The organism is Lysinibacillus sp. ZYM-1, from assembly GCF_001308875.1.
In the GTDB taxonomy this organism is placed as follows: Bacteria; Bacillota; Bacilli; order Bacillales_A; family Planococcaceae; genus Lysinibacillus.
Genome location: NZ_KQ465111.1, coordinates 19,173 through 33,845, shown reverse-complemented (window position 1 = coordinate 33,845; position 14,673 = coordinate 19,173). Strand labels below are relative to the sequence as shown.

General features: G+C 38.4%; 16 protein-coding genes. All 16 read right to left on the bottom strand.

Going from position 1 to position 14,673, the window contains the following annotated elements:
- Nucleotides 1-7 precede the first annotated feature (7 nt).
- The gene (gene topA, locus AO843_RS06410; protein WP_054610304.1) at nucleotides 8-2,086 is read right to left on the bottom strand and encodes a type I DNA topoisomerase; all 2,079 of its coding nucleotides are present in this window, start codon (nucleotides 2,084-2,086) and stop codon (nucleotides 8-10) included.
- Between the two features lie 91 nt (nucleotides 2,087-2,177).
- On the bottom strand, nucleotides 2,178-3,074 hold the full coding sequence (gene dprA / locus AO843_RS06405) for a DNA-processing protein DprA (RefSeq protein ID WP_054610303.1): 897 nt from the start codon (nucleotides 3,072-3,074) through the stop codon (nucleotides 2,178-2,180).
- A 176-nt stretch (nucleotides 3,075-3,250) separates the two neighbouring features.
- Nucleotides 3,251-4,153, bottom strand: coding sequence for a succinate--CoA ligase subunit alpha (gene sucD / locus AO843_RS06400; RefSeq protein ID WP_054610302.1), 903 nt, complete (start codon nucleotides 4,151-4,153; stop codon nucleotides 3,251-3,253).
- A 17-nt stretch (nucleotides 4,154-4,170) separates the two neighbouring features.
- Complete coding sequence (gene sucC / locus AO843_RS06395; RefSeq protein WP_054610301.1) at nucleotides 4,171-5,331, bottom strand: ADP-forming succinate--CoA ligase subunit beta; 1,161 nt, start codon at nucleotides 5,329-5,331, stop codon at nucleotides 4,171-4,173.
- Between the two features lie 162 nt (nucleotides 5,332-5,493).
- Entirely contained in the window at nucleotides 5,494-5,796 is a 303-nt protein-coding gene (locus AO843_RS06390; RefSeq protein WP_054610300.1) for an EscU/YscU/HrcU family type III secretion system export apparatus switch protein, read from the bottom strand.
- On the bottom strand, nucleotides 5,793-7,682 hold the full coding sequence (locus AO843_RS06385; protein ID WP_054610299.1) for a hypothetical protein: 1,890 nt from the start codon (nucleotides 7,680-7,682) through the stop codon (nucleotides 5,793-5,795). Before AO843_RS06385 ends, AO843_RS06390 begins: the two co-directional genes overlap by 4 nt.
- A 48-nt stretch (nucleotides 7,683-7,730) precedes the next feature.
- Nucleotides 7,731-8,492, bottom strand: a complete 762-nt coding sequence (locus AO843_RS06380) for a ribonuclease HII (RefSeq protein ID WP_054610298.1) — start codon at nucleotides 8,490-8,492, stop codon at nucleotides 7,731-7,733.
- Nucleotides 8,493-8,646: 154 nt separating this feature from the next.
- Nucleotides 8,647-9,519: a ribosome biogenesis GTPase YlqF gene (gene ylqF / locus AO843_RS06375; protein ID WP_054610297.1), complete on the bottom strand. Its 873-nt coding sequence runs from the start codon at nucleotides 9,517-9,519 to the stop codon at nucleotides 8,647-8,649.
- A 57-nt stretch (nucleotides 9,520-9,576) separates the two neighbouring features.
- Nucleotides 9,577-10,140, bottom strand: a complete 564-nt coding sequence (lepB, locus tag AO843_RS06370) for a signal peptidase I (RefSeq protein ID WP_054610296.1) — start codon at nucleotides 10,138-10,140, stop codon at nucleotides 9,577-9,579.
- 105 nt (nucleotides 10,141-10,245) lie between these two features.
- The gene (gene rplS / locus AO843_RS06365) at nucleotides 10,246-10,590 is read right to left on the bottom strand and encodes a 50S ribosomal protein L19 (protein WP_054610295.1); all 345 of its coding nucleotides are present in this window, start codon (nucleotides 10,588-10,590) and stop codon (nucleotides 10,246-10,248) included.
- Nucleotides 10,591-10,706: 116 nt separating this feature from the next.
- Complete coding sequence (trmD, locus tag AO843_RS06360) at nucleotides 10,707-11,444, bottom strand: tRNA (guanosine(37)-N1)-methyltransferase TrmD (RefSeq protein ID WP_054610443.1); 738 nt, start codon at nucleotides 11,442-11,444, stop codon at nucleotides 10,707-10,709.
- Nucleotides 11,444-11,959, bottom strand: a complete 516-nt coding sequence (gene rimM / locus AO843_RS06355; protein ID WP_054610294.1) for a ribosome maturation factor RimM — start codon at nucleotides 11,957-11,959, stop codon at nucleotides 11,444-11,446. The genes trmD and rimM overlap by 1 nt, the downstream gene beginning before the upstream one ends.
- 381 nt (nucleotides 11,960-12,340) lie before the next feature.
- A complete protein-coding gene (locus tag AO843_RS06350) occupies nucleotides 12,341-12,574 on the bottom strand; it encodes a KH domain-containing protein (protein ID WP_004269410.1) in 234 nt (77 codons plus the stop codon).
- Between the two features lie 15 nt (nucleotides 12,575-12,589).
- Nucleotides 12,590-12,862 carry a 30S ribosomal protein S16 gene (gene rpsP / locus AO843_RS06345; protein ID WP_010858419.1) on the bottom strand — a complete coding sequence of 91 codons (273 nt, stop codon included), beginning with the start codon at nucleotides 12,860-12,862 and terminating at the stop codon, nucleotides 12,590-12,592.
- Between the two features lie 94 nt (nucleotides 12,863-12,956).
- Nucleotides 12,957-14,315: a signal recognition particle protein gene (gene ffh / locus AO843_RS06340; RefSeq protein WP_054610293.1), complete on the bottom strand. Its 1,359-nt coding sequence runs from the start codon at nucleotides 14,313-14,315 to the stop codon at nucleotides 12,957-12,959.
- 12 nt (nucleotides 14,316-14,327) lie between these two features.
- Nucleotides 14,328-14,663 (bottom strand): putative DNA-binding protein, encoded by a 336-nt coding sequence (locus tag AO843_RS06335; protein WP_054610292.1) that lies wholly within the window; start codon nucleotides 14,661-14,663, stop codon nucleotides 14,328-14,330.
- Nucleotides 14,664-14,673: the final 10 nt, after the last annotated feature.

The following is a 14,673-nucleotide window of genomic DNA, read 5'->3' as shown; positions in this document are numbered from 1 at the left end:
CTTCCTATCATTGTGTTGGTGCTTCTTCATAGTCACATTTCGTACATTGAATTTGCACACCTTTTTTTATCTTTTTCTCTACTAATAATGCACTACATTTTGGACATGGTCTACTAATTGGTTTGTCCCATGATACGAACTCACACTCTGGATATTGATTGCAACCATAGAATAGACGCTTTGTTTTACTTTTACGCTCCACAATTTCGCCCGTTTCACATGAAGGACATTTTACACCAATTGGTTTCATAATCGCTTTTGTATTTCTGCAATCTGGGAAATTCGAGCAAGCCATAAATTTGCCATATCTACCTAACTTAAAGACCATCGGAGATCCACAAAGCTCACAATCCTCTCCAGCAGGCTCATCTTTTATCACTACTTTTTCCATGGCTTCATCTGCATATTTGACATGGACTTCAAAGTCTTTATAAAACTCTTCCACAATATTCTTCCATTGACGACTACCTTCTTCAATATCATCTAAATCTTGTTCCATTTGTGCAGTGAATTCGATATTTATGATATCAGGGAAAAATTCTAGTACTAGTTGGTGTACAATTTCTCCTAGCTCTGTTGGCATAAAGCGTTTTGCATCTAACACAACATAGCCACGGCGCTGAATTGTATCGAGGGTCGGTGCATATGTGGATGGGCGCCCTATACCTAGTTCTTCCATTGTTTTAACAAGTCGCGCCTCTGAATAACGTGGTGGTGGCTGTGTAAAATGCTGCTTAGGTTCAATTTCAAGCGATTTTACTAGATCACCAATTTCCATCTCAGGTAAAAGCTTTGTCGTTTCCTCTGTTTGATCATCAGTACCTTCGATATATAGTTTCATAAAACCTGCGAATTTAACTTGTGAGCCGTTCGCACGGAATGAAACATCACCATTTTGAAGATCTACCGCAACTGTATCAAGTATAGCTGGTGCCATTTGGCTAGCAATAAAGCGCTCCCAAATCAAACGATATAAACGCAACTGGTCTCGACTAAGAACTGCCTTCAATTCATCTGGTGTTCTTATCGTACTTGTTGGACGAATAGCCTCATGGGCATCTTGCGCATTTGAAGCCTTTTTCGTCTGTTTTATTTCTGTTGCAATATACTCTTTTCCATACTTCGATTCAATGAAAGTAATCGCTTCCGTTTTTGCTGTTTCTGAAATACGAGTGGAATCAGTACGCATATAAGTGATTAACCCGACTGTTCCCTCTTTTTTACCAATATCAATACCTTCGTATAATTGCTGGGCGAGCATCATTGTTTTCTTAGCTCGGAAATTTAATTTTCGGGCTGCTTCTTGCTGTAACGAAGATGTTGTAAATGCTGGCGCAGCATTTCGTTTACGCTCTTTTTTAGATACATTGACAACATTAAAGTCAGTGCCTTTGACACCTTTTAAAACTGCCTTTACTTGTTCTTCATTTGTTAACTTAATTTTGTCTTTACCATTCCCATAGTAAAGTGCATCAAATGTTTTTTTACCTTTTTCAAAAGCACCTTCAATAGTCCAATATTCTTCTGGTTGGAAGTTTTTAATTTCATTTTCACGATCAATAATCATGCGCAGCGCTACAGATTGTACACGACCTGCTGATAAACCCTTTTTCACCTTTTTCCAAAGGATCGGGCTGATGTTATAGCCAACAAGTCTATCCAAAATACGTCTTGTTTGCTGAGCATCTACTAAATCCATATTAATAGGGCGTGGGTTTTTAAATGATTCTATAATCGCATCTTTCGTAATTTCGTTAAATACAACTCGACAATCCGAGTTAATATCGATGTTTAACGCAGTCGCAAGGTGCCAAGCAATCGCTTCTCCCTCGCGGTCTGGATCGGCCGCTAGATAGATTTTCTTTACCTTTTTAGCCGCAGTTTTTAATTCCTGTAAAATAGGTCCTTTACCACGAATAGTAATATATTTAGGTTCAAAGTTATTTTCAGCACTAACACCCATTTGGCTACGCGGAAGGTCTCGTACGTGTCCCACCGATGCTTTTACTTTATACTTCTTGCCTAAATAACGTTCAATTGTTTTTGCTTTTGCTGGTGATTCTACAATCACTAAATAATCCGCCATCTATGTCTCCCCCTTAGCGAGGTCTTTTACTAAATTTTTAAGTTACCTGTTGCAAAATGTATAACAGATTTTAAGATAATGCAACTTTTTTTCAATTTTTGTTAGAAAAGAGGTCCAGTGTTTCAACGATTTGATGACCATTCATTACTGGAATTGCCCCTTCTAAAAGTAATTGATTTGTTCCCTTGGACTGTTCTGCATCAATAGGTCCTGGTACCACAAATACATCCTTCCCCTGCTCTAGTGCAAGCTCTGTTGTAATAAGCGTCCCACTTTTTAACGCAGCTTCTGTCACAACTAAGGCTTGAGATAAACCACTAATGATTCGATTACGCATCGGGAAATGCCATTTTTCAGGCTTCATATATGGAGGATACTCTGTCATTAATAACTGTCGATCAGCCATTTCTTCCGCAAGTATTTGGTTTTCCCTTGGATAGAGATAATGAAAACCATGTCCAAGCACAGCAATTGTGTGCCCTCCCATATTGATTGTTGCCTTATGCGCCATTGTATCAGCACCTCTAGCAAGCCCACTCACGACCGTATGCCCACGTTGAACAAGTGGTGGCACTATTAAGTCTATCGCTCTTTTTGAATACGCTGTAGCCTTCCTAGAGCCTATAATTGCTATCTGTTTCTTGTTTGTTAACAGGGTATAATGACCTTTCACATACAATACAGTAGGAGGACTGGATATTTCAAATAATTGCGCCGGGTAATAAGGATGATTAAAAGGGATGGGGAAAATATTGGCCCGTGCATAGGCCTCTTCAAACGGGATTGTCATAATTTGTCGAAAGCTTTGTGAGATTTGCAATGCTTTACGTGCCGATATTTGTAAAACCTTTGCTATTTCATCATGATGAGCTTCTTCAAAAGTGTTTAATACATTCACTGGGGACAATAATTGTTGAAGTTTTTGAAGAGGTAAAGGGTATACATAATGCAAAGCTAGTAATCTCTGTGTATCTACTGCAAGGATCATTCAACAAACCTCCTTTATAATAGAAGAAAGTAAATGACCGCATAATAATTCGAACACAACTTCGTCCACAAAATTGTCAGTTTCAATACAGTAAATAGGAATTTGTTTAGTGAAGTAAGATAAACAGTGTATAAATAAGGAAAAAGATGTAGCCACAATGTGCTACATCTTCCATTTTAATGGGTTTTACACTTTTCGTATAGCCCTTTTTCTTTAATTACTTTAATAAGTGTTTCACCAATAACAGACGGTGTTTCTGCTACTTCAATGCCAGCCGCGTTCATAGCTTTAATTTTTTCTGCAGCTGTTCCTTTACCACCAGAAATGATAGCACCTGCGTGGCCCATACGTTTGCCTGGAGGTGCAGTTTGCCCACCAATAAAGCCAACGACAGGTTTCGTCATATTTGCTTTGATCCATTCAGCCGCTTCTTCTTCTGCTGTACCACCGATTTCACCAATCATAACTACTGCATATGTTTCTGGGTCATTATTAAACGCTTCAAGAACGTCGATAAAGTTTGTACCATTTACAGGGTCTCCACCGATTCCAACAGCTGTTGTTTGACCAATACCAGCTTGTGTTAATTGATGCACCGCTTCATATGTTAACGTACCAGAACGAGATACAACTCCTACATGGCCTTTTGTATGAATGTAGCCAGGCATGATACCAATCTTACATTCATCAGCTGTAATAACACCTGGACAGTTTGGACCTACTAGGCGAGTCTTTTTGCCTTCCATATAACGTTTAACTTTTACCATATCGAGAACAGGAATATGTTCTGTGATACAGATAGTTAATTCTAATTCAGCATCAACAGCTTCTAAGATTGCATCTGCCGCAAATGGAGCAGGTACGTAGATAACTGAAGTTGTCGCACCTGTTGCAGCTACAGCTTCTGCTACTGTATTGAAGACAGGAACTCCTTCGATTTCAAGTCCACCTTTACCTGGTGTTACACCTGCTACGATTTTAGTACCATATTCAAGCATTTGCTTCGTATGGAAAAGAGCTGTTTCGCCCGTAATCCCTTGTACAATTACCTTCGTATCTTTGTTAATAAATACAGCCATTGTTCTCCCTGCCTTCCTTAGCCTACTAGTCCCACAATTTTTTGTGCACCGTCAGCCATTGAATCCGCTGCAACGATGTTTAAACCAGATGCATTTAAAATTTCTTTTCCAAGTTCTACATTTGTACCTTCTAAACGTACAACTAGTGGCACAGCTAAACCGATTTCTTTAGCAGCTGTCACAACACCCTCAGCGATAATGTCACATTTCATAATTCCGCCAAAAATGTTAACGAAAATGCCTTTAACATGTGGATCAGAAAGGATAATTTTGAAAGCTTCTGTTACTTTTTCAGCAGTTGCACCGCCCCCTACATCAAGGAAGTTAGCCGGGCTACCACCGTAGTAGCTAATTGTGTCCATAGTCGCCATAGCAAGACCAGCACCATTAACCATACAGCCAATGTTACCATCTAAAGAAATATAACTTAAATCATATTTCGACGCTTCGATTTCTTTTGGATCTTCTTCATCAAAATCGCGTAATTCGACAATATCCTTATGTCGATATAATGCATTGGCATCAAAATTAAATTTAGCATCTAGTGCCACTACATCACCTTGTCCAGTTACAACAAGCGGATTGATTTCCACAATTGATGCATCTTTGTCGATAAATGCTTGATATAAACCTAACATTAATTTAACAGCTTTCCCTACAAGGTTTGCTGGAATATTCATATTAAACGCCATACGACGTGCTTGGAAACTTGTTAATCCAACAACAGGATCTACTACTTCTTTGAAGATTTTTTCCGGATTTGTTTCCGCTACTTCTTCAATATCCATACCGCCTTCTTCCGATCCCATCACTGTAACACGGGATGTTGCACGGTCTAATACTAAACTTAAATAGTATTCTTTTTGGATATCAGAACCTTCTTCAATATACAAGCGTTTTACTTCTTTTCCTTCAGGACCTGTTTGATGAGTCACTAAAATTTTCCCTAATAATTCTTTTGCGTACGTACGTACCTCGTCAAGGTTTTTAGCGATTTTTACACCACCTGCTTTACCGCGTCCACCTGCATGAATTTGCGCCTTGACTACAGTCACGTTTGAGCCAAGTTCCTTCGCTACTTTCACTGCCTCATCAGGGGAAAAAGCAACTTTTCCGTTTGGTACAGCTACACCATATTTTCTCAGAATCTCTTTCCCTTGATATTCATGGATATTCATAATACATCCTCCCATCAAACATTTGCATAGAATTGTTTTACTAACATAGTCTATTCTAACGAAAGATTCTGATAAAGTCTACACTTTGTCTTTTGTTCGAATTTTCTCTATTATTATGACGCTTTCTTCTATTTTGTGTACTAAAACAGCTTGTGAAAATAATCAGAATACTTCATTTTTTCTATATTTTCGCGCATGTTCTTGATCTAGACGATAAATAAAGGCAAAAACCTCTGCTACTGCCTGATATAATTCCTCAGGAATCGACTCATTTAAATCTAATTGTCCAAGCAACTGTACAAGGTTAGGATCCTCATAAATCGGCACATTATGCTCATTTGCACGTGCTAAAATGTTCTCCGCAATTTTTCCTTTTCCCTTTGCTACAACAGTCGGACTATCGAATTGTCCCATTTTATAAGTAAGCGCAATTGCCTCTTTTCGGGTAAATTTTTCTTCGCTCATACGCGGATATCCACCCCACTTTGTTCCTCTCGCTGTTCTACTACAGGACTTGTTTTGGCCGTTTGCCCCTTGTCAAATTGTTTCATAAAAACGCCAGATAGCTGATAATTTTTTTCTGCCAACCCTATTTTCAGGGCTGATTTTAGTGGTTCTGCAAGCGATTGAATCTCCGAATTTTCGTTAAAGACCGTTACCGTAACTACTCGATTTTGAACCTGCATATCAATGACCGTTTCTTGCATGGATGCCATTTGTAAATAAAATAATACCCGTGCGTAGTTGGCATCAATTTTACCATCATCCTTCATTCGACCATTCCATTGTAATGTTGCATCCATCTTTTTACCGAAAAACTCAAGCGGAACTTGCATAATCAATTGATGTTGATGTCCATTTTCACCTGATGATAGCTGCATCCCATTCATTCGCGTCATTAGCATTTCTGCAGCTTCCTTCAATTGCGGTGTCATATTAGTTTCCTGCAATAATGTATGGAGCTGTGGTTTTAATTGATGTGCAATCATTTGTAAATCCGCTGACTTATTTCCAAGTGTTGCCTCATAGCTAATCCCTAAATTTTTCAATACCGTTTTCATGGCATGCTGCATCGCCTTACTATCCATCGAATTTTGTACAAGAGCGTCTGCTTGTGACACTATTTGTTGAATGAAGGGCTGTGGAGAATCAATACTATTTTTTACAAGATTTCGCATCAAGGCTTCATTTTGTAGTGGAGAAGCGACCTCTTGCTTTAATAAGGATAGAAGATGATCCTTAACTGAAAGTCCTTTTGCGTCCTGAGTAAATAAATGATCTGACGTATTTTGAGTAAAAGCTTTTAATAAATGATCTTGTATTTGTTTAGCAAAAATTTCTAATGTTTGTTTCGTAACTGGTAACTGATTAAAACGATCCATCAACTGATTGATCTGTTGCTTTTGATCATTTGTTAAAAAATTTTGATTCGCTGTCCATGATTTAAGCTGTTCAATCAGCTGACCAGCGTTTTCAGGTTTTGTTGCAATTATAGTCTGAACGACTTGACCCGCTACCTGTATCTGCTGAGAAGCTTTCGCATCATTCATGCTTGACCAATTTTGCAATGTGGCTTGATTTGGGACTATACCTGACTCCTTTAAGGTCGTTAAGGCTTGCATTTTTTCACTAGTTGTCGCAGCATTATTCGTTAAACTTTCTAGAATTCTGGCAAGAACTACGCTGCCTGTTTCTACTTCAAAGGGCTTTGCAATCGCTTGTACTTGTTGCATTAGATTTTGTTTAAGATGTTCAGGCAAGACTGTGTCCCGTGCTAACAGTGAAGCAAAGTTTTCCATAATAGTGGCCATGCCAGAGGTCTTTTGTCCACTAATCAGTGCTTGAAACACATCATTTGTCATTGGCATTTTAAGCTCTATCATTTTTTGAATTGTTTGCAAAGCATCCACTTTCGAAACACCCTCCGGTAATGCCTTTAGCCACATTTCAGCTTGTAGAAGTTGCTCTTTCGAAATGGGTAGTTGCTCCTTCATAAAATGCCCTAATATTTGCTGCATCTCAGCTGTCTTGGGCAAATTCATGGTTTCTAATAGCTGGTTAATTTGTTGACTCGGTGAAGTGCCTTGTGTCATCGGTCCTGTAACAACTTTCAACTCTGTTTGTGGATCTGTTCCTGTTACCTGAAAGAAATGGGCATCTCCCGTCTTTAATGGAACTTCAAGTTTAGCTATAAATTTTTGATTTCCTACTTGTATCTCCGCCATTTGATCCGGATATAATTTTTTAATCGTTCCATGAAATACTTGTCCTTGTTTTAAGGCTAGTGGCTGATTATTTGCCGTTATTGGATTTTGTTGCATTTGAATCGGATTAAATGATGTGGCTGTCATATATATACTCCTTTCATCAATTACTCCTTCGGTAATTGGCGCTACGTATTATTCAAACATGGATTTAATCGGCTCGAACGTTTTACGATGGTGAATCGTTGGTCCGTATTCTTCTAGTGCTTTTAAATGCTGCTTTGTGCCATAACCCGCATGTTGTGCAAAGCCATACATCGGAAAATCTATGTCTAATTGTTCCATGTAATCATCGCGAGCTGTTTTAGCTAAAATAGAGGCAGCTGCTATTGCTAAGCTTTTGGCATCTCCTTTTATAATGGAATCCTGAGGAATTGCAATAGGTAATGTCATAGCATCTACTAAAACGACATGAGGTTTTCTTGTTAAAGATTCCACACTCTCCTTCATAGATTGTTTTGTCGCCTCATAAATATTAAGTGCATCTATTTGTTGAGGTGGCTGGAAGTGAATAAAATAACTAATGGCATGTTCTTTAATTATAGTTGCGAAGGCATTTCGTTTATCCTTCGATAATTGCTTTGAATCATTCAAACCAACAAGAGCCTCACAACTTGTTGGTAAAATTACAGCTGCAGTAACAACTGGTCCTGCTAGAGGGCCACGTCCTGCCTCATCAACACCTGCAATTAATGTATCTATTCCCCCATAACTTAAATCGAAAGCAACTTTTGCTTGATGTTCCTGAAGTAATTGGCGTTTTTTCTCTTGTTTCTTTTGCCACGTATGCCAAGCTTTTTGAACACTCACCCGTTCATCTTCTGCAATATCCTTCATCCAATCTTGCCATTCATCCGCACTTTTTAATGCAACTGTAATTTCTTTAATACTTTTCATTTTGTACTCCTTCTTGCTTCTACTCATTAAATCTATATCATTTTCATATTTTATGTAGCTTCCTAGTTTTCCTCTATATAATCTTTATCGGTAGGAAAAACCATTCCTAAAAGAAAAACTGCCACAAAGAGGGTGTGACAGTTTCAAATACTTATTATTGTTCTGCTTCTTTTTCTAGTTGTTCATCCACAAAATCAAATGTTAATTTACCTAATTGCAATCCACGAATATCTCGAACGATTAGTTGAGCTACTTGATCATAATCAATTTCTCCACCTGCACCAAACACACGACGAAGTTTCCCAATATGGTCAAAAGTTTCAACCAAATCATCATGGATGAACCCAAAACCGTAACGCTCCTCCATACGCTTTGGATAATGAATGGATAGGAAACGTAAGCCGTATACAGCTAAATCTTCCATATTCGTGATGGTGTCTTTAATAGCACCTGTTAAAGCTAATTTAAAGCCCACTTCTTGATCTTCAAATTTTGGCCATAATATTCCTGGCGTATCCAATAGCTCAAGTTCTTTCCCGACTTTTATCCATTGCTGTGCTTTTGTAACACCTGGTGTATTCCCCGTTTTAGCAATATTTTTTTTCGCTAAGCGATTAATTAAAGTTGATTTCCCAACATTAGGTATACCAACAATCATTGCGCGAATAGCTCTAGGTTTCATCCCTCTAGCTTTCATGCGTTCAAATTTTTCTTTTAATATTTCTTGTGCTGCTTTTGTTACTTGTTGTAAACCCTTGCCCTCAAGCGAATTAATTGCTACCGCTTTATGACCACGCTGGGCAAAATATTCTACCCATTTACGTGTTTCTTGCTCGTCTGCCATATCCGCCTTATTCAAAATTAAAAGACGCGGTTTTTGATTGATGACTTCGTCGATCATTGGATTACGAGACGATAAAGGTAAACGTGCATCTATTAATTCAAATATGATATCGACAAGCTTTAATTTTTCCGTTACTTCACGTCGGGCCTTCGCCATATGCCCGGGAAACCATTGAATTGTCACTGCTGTGCCTCCTAAACTAAAAGAAAAAGGGAGTTCTTAAACGCTCCCTTTCTTGCATTACTTTACAATTTTTATATCGCTAAACGGCCAGAAAATCAAACTCGTGTTGCCGATGATTTCCTTTTGATCTACAAGACCAATATGTCTACTGTCTTTACTATTTCGACGATTATCCCCCATGACAAAAACATACCCTTTAGGAATCTCATCTAAAGAAACATCGATGTCTTTTAAGGTAAAGTCTTCTGTTAATGTTCCCCCTGCTATTTGAGCTTTATAAGCATCTAAATAGGGCTCTTCAATTGGCTCACCGTTGATATACAATTGATCGTCTTTATATTCTAGTGAATCTCCTGGCAATCCAATTACACGCTTAATGTAATTTTTTTGTTCAGGGGCATGAAACACAACGATATCAAAGCGTTTCGGTTCACTTATTTTATAACCAATTTTATTTACAATCATTCGGTCGCCATCTTCAAGGGTTGGCATCATGGACTCACCATCAACTGCAATAGGTGTAAATAAAAAATATCGTATAATTGCAGCTATCGCAAATGCAATTAATAGCGCTTTTGTCCATTCCCATAACTCATTCTTTTCTTTCACTTGTTTTTCCATTGAGAAATGCCCCCTTGTCTAACACTATTTTAGTTGATAGGGAATTAAGATGACAAGCAAAAAGAAAAGGGGCTTGCATACAAGCCCCTCACTTTTAAGTCATAATTATCGAATTTCTTTAATACGAGCAGCTTTACCACGTAGGTTACGTAGGTAGTAAAGTTTAGCACGACGTACTTTACCACGGCGTACAACTTCTAAGTTAGCGATTTTTGGTGTGTGTACAGGGAATGTACGCTCAACACCTACACCGTAAGAAATTTTACGAACTGTGAAAGTTTCGCTAATACCGCCACCACGACGTTTAATTACTACGCCTTCGAAAAGTTGGATACGCTCACGAGTACCCTCTACTACTTTCACGTGTACCTTAACAGTATCACCAGGACGGAAAGTTGGTAGATCAGTGCGAAGTTGAGATTTTGTAATTTCTGTAATAATGTTTGACATTGTTTTCTCTCCTTAGACAGATGCTCTTGCACGCACTTTATGCCACAGCGGAACACCGTAATTCAGTACTTCACATAGAAGTACAGATTAGATGTTATCATAAATAATGCAGGCAATCAAGCATCTTGTTGATTGTTTTTAAGTTTTTCTAGATACAATTTTTGCTTATCTGTTAAAGGATACTGATCAAGTAAATCGGGACGACGCTCAAAAGTCCTTTTCAACGATTGCTCTTCCCGCCATTGCTCAATTTTTGCATGATTTCCCGATAATAAAACATCTGGCACTTTCATTCCTCGAAATTCTGCTGGTCGAGTATAATGAGGATGCTCTAAGAGACCTGTTGAAAATGAGTCGTGTATATGAGAATCTTCTTGCCCTAATACGCCAGGTAACAGCCGCACAACGCTATCGATAACTGTCATCGCTCCTAATTCTCCACCTGTTAACACGAAATCTCCAATGGAAATCTCATCTGTTACAAGATGCTGGCGTATACGTTCATCATATCCTTCATAATGACCACATAAAAAGACCAGTTCCTTTTCTTGTGCTAGTTCTTCTGCTTTTTTTTGGGTAAATCGTTCTCCCTGAGGACACATTAAAATGATGCGGGGTTGTTTTCCTGCAGATATTGCCTCTACAGCGCTAAACATAGGCTCAGGCTTTAATACCATGCCTGCACCGCCACCATATGGATAGTCGTCAACTTGATTGTGCTTATTTCCTGAAAATGTACGGATATCCGTTACCTCTAGTTGGACCGCACCTTTTTCTTGAGCTTTCTTTAAAATAGATGCTCCAAAAACACCTGAGAACATATCAGGAAAAAGGCTTAATACATGGATATTCATCATAGTAAGCCTTCCATTACGTAAATCACTATCTTCTTCTCATCCACATCGATATCTTTCACGATATCTTCTATATAAGGGATATAATGTTCTTTCTTTGAGCCTTTAACTACCCACACATCATTTGCCCCTGTTTGAAGGATATCGTTCACTATACCAATTGTTTCGCCTTCTTCAGAAACAACTGTACAGCCAATAATTTCGTGGAAAAAGAATTCATTTTCTTCAAGTAGATCATCTGTCATCTGATCTTTTGTCACTTTTAACAAGCCTTCTTTAAATGGCTCGACCAAGTTGATGTTGTTCATATCTTCGAATGTTAATAAAATAAAGTTTTTATGCCGACGCACAGATTGAATCGTTACCCAAGTTGGTTTTTTATCATCCTTTTTAAAGGCAGCAAGCTTGTTGCCTACCATAAAACGTTCTTCTTCAAAGTCTGTTGTCGATAAGATACGTACCTCTCCGCGAATACCGTGTGTATTGACAATTCGACCTACATTAAACCATTCCATTCAACTATCACCTCATTAAAAACGTACTACTCTCCCCTAAGTAACTTGCTATTTGAATACGTTCTCTCACTTTTTTCGAAATAAGCACATTCACTTTGGAAGAATATTGTTTCAGCTAAGACATTCAATTGTCTCGTCCATATCAATATAATCAATTGTCTCGAACTGTAATCTTTGTTAAGCTATATTTCCTGTTTTTCAGAATAAAAAGAGCGATCATGTGCGAAATAAAGAAAAAAAGGAAGGAACCTACAAGCTCCCTCCTTCTTAGTCCAGATTTTACGCTTCATGCTAAAGGCCACTTCGAACTCCTAAGCGACATGTAAACACACCTATCAGGACTCATTTGTACTTGTTGCAAGAGCGTGAAAATCTCTTCTATTAATCCAATATATCGACGTAGGTCTTCTTTTGATGGTGACTACCTGCCGCTGAATAAACAATTGTACGAATCGCTTTCGCTACTCGCCCTTGCTTGCCTATGACTTTCCCTCGATCCTCTGGATGAACAAAAAGTTTATAAACAATTCGATTTGCATTTTCATCCGTCTCAATACGAACTTCTTCTGGATAATCGACTAACGGTAAAACGATTGCTTCAATCAGCTGCTTCAAAGACGTCGCCCCCGATTATTTACTGAATTTTTGGTTATGGAATTTTTCCATGATACCTTGTTCTGAGAACAGGTTACGTACTGTATCTGATGGTTTTGCACCGTCAGTTAACCATTTAAGAGCTTTCTCTTCATCAATGTTTACAGTAGCTGGTTGAGTTAGTGGGTTGTAAGTACCAACTGTTTCGATTTGACGACCGTCACGTGGTGAACGAGCGTCTGCAACTACGATACGATAGAAAGGAGATTTTTTAGCTCCCATACGTTTTAAGCGAATTTTAACTGCCATTTTAATAGCACCTCCGAATAAGTTTCACACAAGATAGTATATTATCAATGTTTAGGTTGTTTGTAAAGTGTTTTTTCTTAACACCCAAAAATTATTATTTAAACAATGAATCAAAGCCTGGTAATTTCATTTTTTTCTTACCTTTACCACTTGCCATTCCAGTCATTTGCTTCATCATTTTTTTCATTTCATCAAATTGCTTAATGAGACGATTCACCTCTTGAATAGAAGTCCCAGAGCCTTTAGCAATACGCTTTTTACGGCTACCATTAATAATTTCTGGATTTGTCTTCTCAGCAGGCGTCATCGAGTAAATAATAGCTTCTACACGTCCCATTTGCTTATCATCAACTTTGACATTATCTAAGCCTTTGATTTTGTTTGCACCAGGGAGCATTTTTAAAATTTCATCTAGAGGCCCCATTTTCTTAACCTGCTGTAACTGCTCTACGAAATCATCAAATGTAAAAGTTTGAGACTTGAATTTTTCTTCTAATTCTTTGGCTTTTGCTTCATCAACATTTGCTTGCGCTTTTTCAATAAGCGATAGAACATCACCCATACCTAAAATACGAGACGCCATACGCTCTGGATGGAAAGGCTCTAGCGCATCCATTTTCTCACCCATACCGACAAACTTAATTGGTTTCTGCGTTACAGAACGAATAGATAATGCCGCACCACCACGAGTATCACCATCAAGCTTCGTTAACACAACCCCTGTAATACCTATAGCCTCATTAAAGCTTTCTGCCACGTTTACAGCATCTTGACCTGTCATTGCATCGACAACAAGGAAGACTTCATCTGGCTCTTTTAATGCACGAATATCTTTCAATTCTTGCATCAAATCCTCATCGATATGCAAACGACCAGCCGTATCGATAATCACCACATCATGGTGCTCTTCTTTAGCCTTTTCAATTGCTTGACGGGCAATCTCTACAGGGGAAATATCAGTACCTAACGCAAATACAGGTAAAGAAAGTTGCTTACCTAATGTCTCTAATTGTTGAACAGCTGCTGGACGATAAACGTCGGCTGCAACTAACAATGGATTACGATTATATTTTTTTCGTAGAACATTTGCCAATTTACCTGTAGTTGTCGTTTTCCCTGCCCCTTGTAGACCGACCATCATAATGACAGTTGGGGGCTTCGTATTAAATTTAATCGGGCTTTGTTCGCCACCCATTAATTCCGTTAATTCGTCTTGTACGATTTTAATAACCTGTTGACCTGGTGTTAAGCTTTGCATAACATCAACGCCAACAGCACGTTCACTAACCTTTTTTACGAATTCTTTGACTACTTTTAAGTTAACATCCGCCTCAATTAAAGCAAATCGGACTTCACGCATCATTTCTTTGACATCTTGTTCCGATACTTTCCCTTTGCCCTTAATCTTCTGGATCGTTCCTTGGAGTCGTTCCGCTAATCCTTCAAAAGCCATTGCTTTCGCCTCCTAATCCCATTCTTTCAGCTGTTCAATAAGCGCTAACTGCTCTTTAGCTGTCAAACTTTTTTCTGTTATCCCCGCTGTTAGCTGTGAAAGCATTTTGGTCCGTTGTTGAAATTTTTCAAGTAAACATAATTTTTCTTCATATTCCTCAAGCATCGCTTCTGTTCGACGAATATTATCGTAGACAGCTTGGCGTGATATTCCATACGATTCAGCGATTTCACCTAGTGAGTTATCATCCAAATAGTATAGTTCCATATAACTTCTTTGCTTATCTGTTAATAATGCTTGATAAAAGTCGAAGAGAAAGTTCATGCGTGTTGTTTTTTCAAGTAGCATCGAATGTTTC

Coding starts and splice junctions, on each gene's coding strand:
- topA (WP_054610304.1), bottom strand. CDS start 2,086: ATGGCGGATTATTTAGTGATTGTAGAATCACCAGCAAAAGCAAAAACA.
- dprA (WP_054610303.1), bottom strand. CDS start 3,074: ATGATCCTTGCAGTAGATACACAGAGATTACTAGCTTTGCATTATGTA.
- sucD (WP_054610302.1), bottom strand. CDS start 4,153: ATGGCTGTATTTATTAACAAAGATACGAAGGTAATTGTACAAGGGATT.
- sucC (WP_054610301.1), bottom strand. CDS start 5,331: ATGAATATCCATGAATATCAAGGGAAAGAGATTCTGAGAAAATATGGT.
- AO843_RS06390 (WP_054610300.1), bottom strand. CDS start 5,796: ATGAGCGAAGAAAAATTTACCCGAAAAGAGGCAATTGCGCTTACTTAT.
- AO843_RS06385 (WP_054610299.1), bottom strand. CDS start 7,682: ATGACAGCCACATCATTTAATCCGATTCAAATGCAACAAAATCCAATA.
- AO843_RS06380 (WP_054610298.1), bottom strand. CDS start 8,492: ATGAAAAGTATTAAAGAAATTACAGTTGCATTAAAAAGTGCGGATGAA.
- lepB (WP_054610296.1), bottom strand. CDS start 10,140: ATGGAAAAACAAGTGAAAGAAAAGAATGAGTTATGGGAATGGACAAAA.
- rplS (WP_054610295.1), bottom strand. CDS start 10,590: ATGTCAAACATTATTACAGAAATTACAAAATCTCAACTTCGCACTGAT.
- trmD (WP_054610443.1), bottom strand. CDS start 11,444: ATGAATATCCATGTATTAAGCCTTTTTCCTGATATGTTCTCAGGTGTT.
- rimM (WP_054610294.1), bottom strand. CDS start 11,959: ATGGAATGGTTTAATGTAGGTCGAATTGTCAATACACACGGTATTCGC.
- rpsP (WP_010858419.1), bottom strand. CDS start 12,862: ATGGCAGTTAAAATTCGCTTAAAACGTATGGGAGCTAAAAAATCTCCT.
- ffh (WP_054610293.1), bottom strand. CDS start 14,315: ATGGCTTTTGAAGGATTAGCGGAACGACTCCAAGGAACGATCCAGAAG.
- AO843_RS06335 (WP_054610292.1), bottom strand. CDS start 14,663: ATGCTACTTGAAAAAACAACACGCATGAACTTTCTCTTCGACTTTTAT.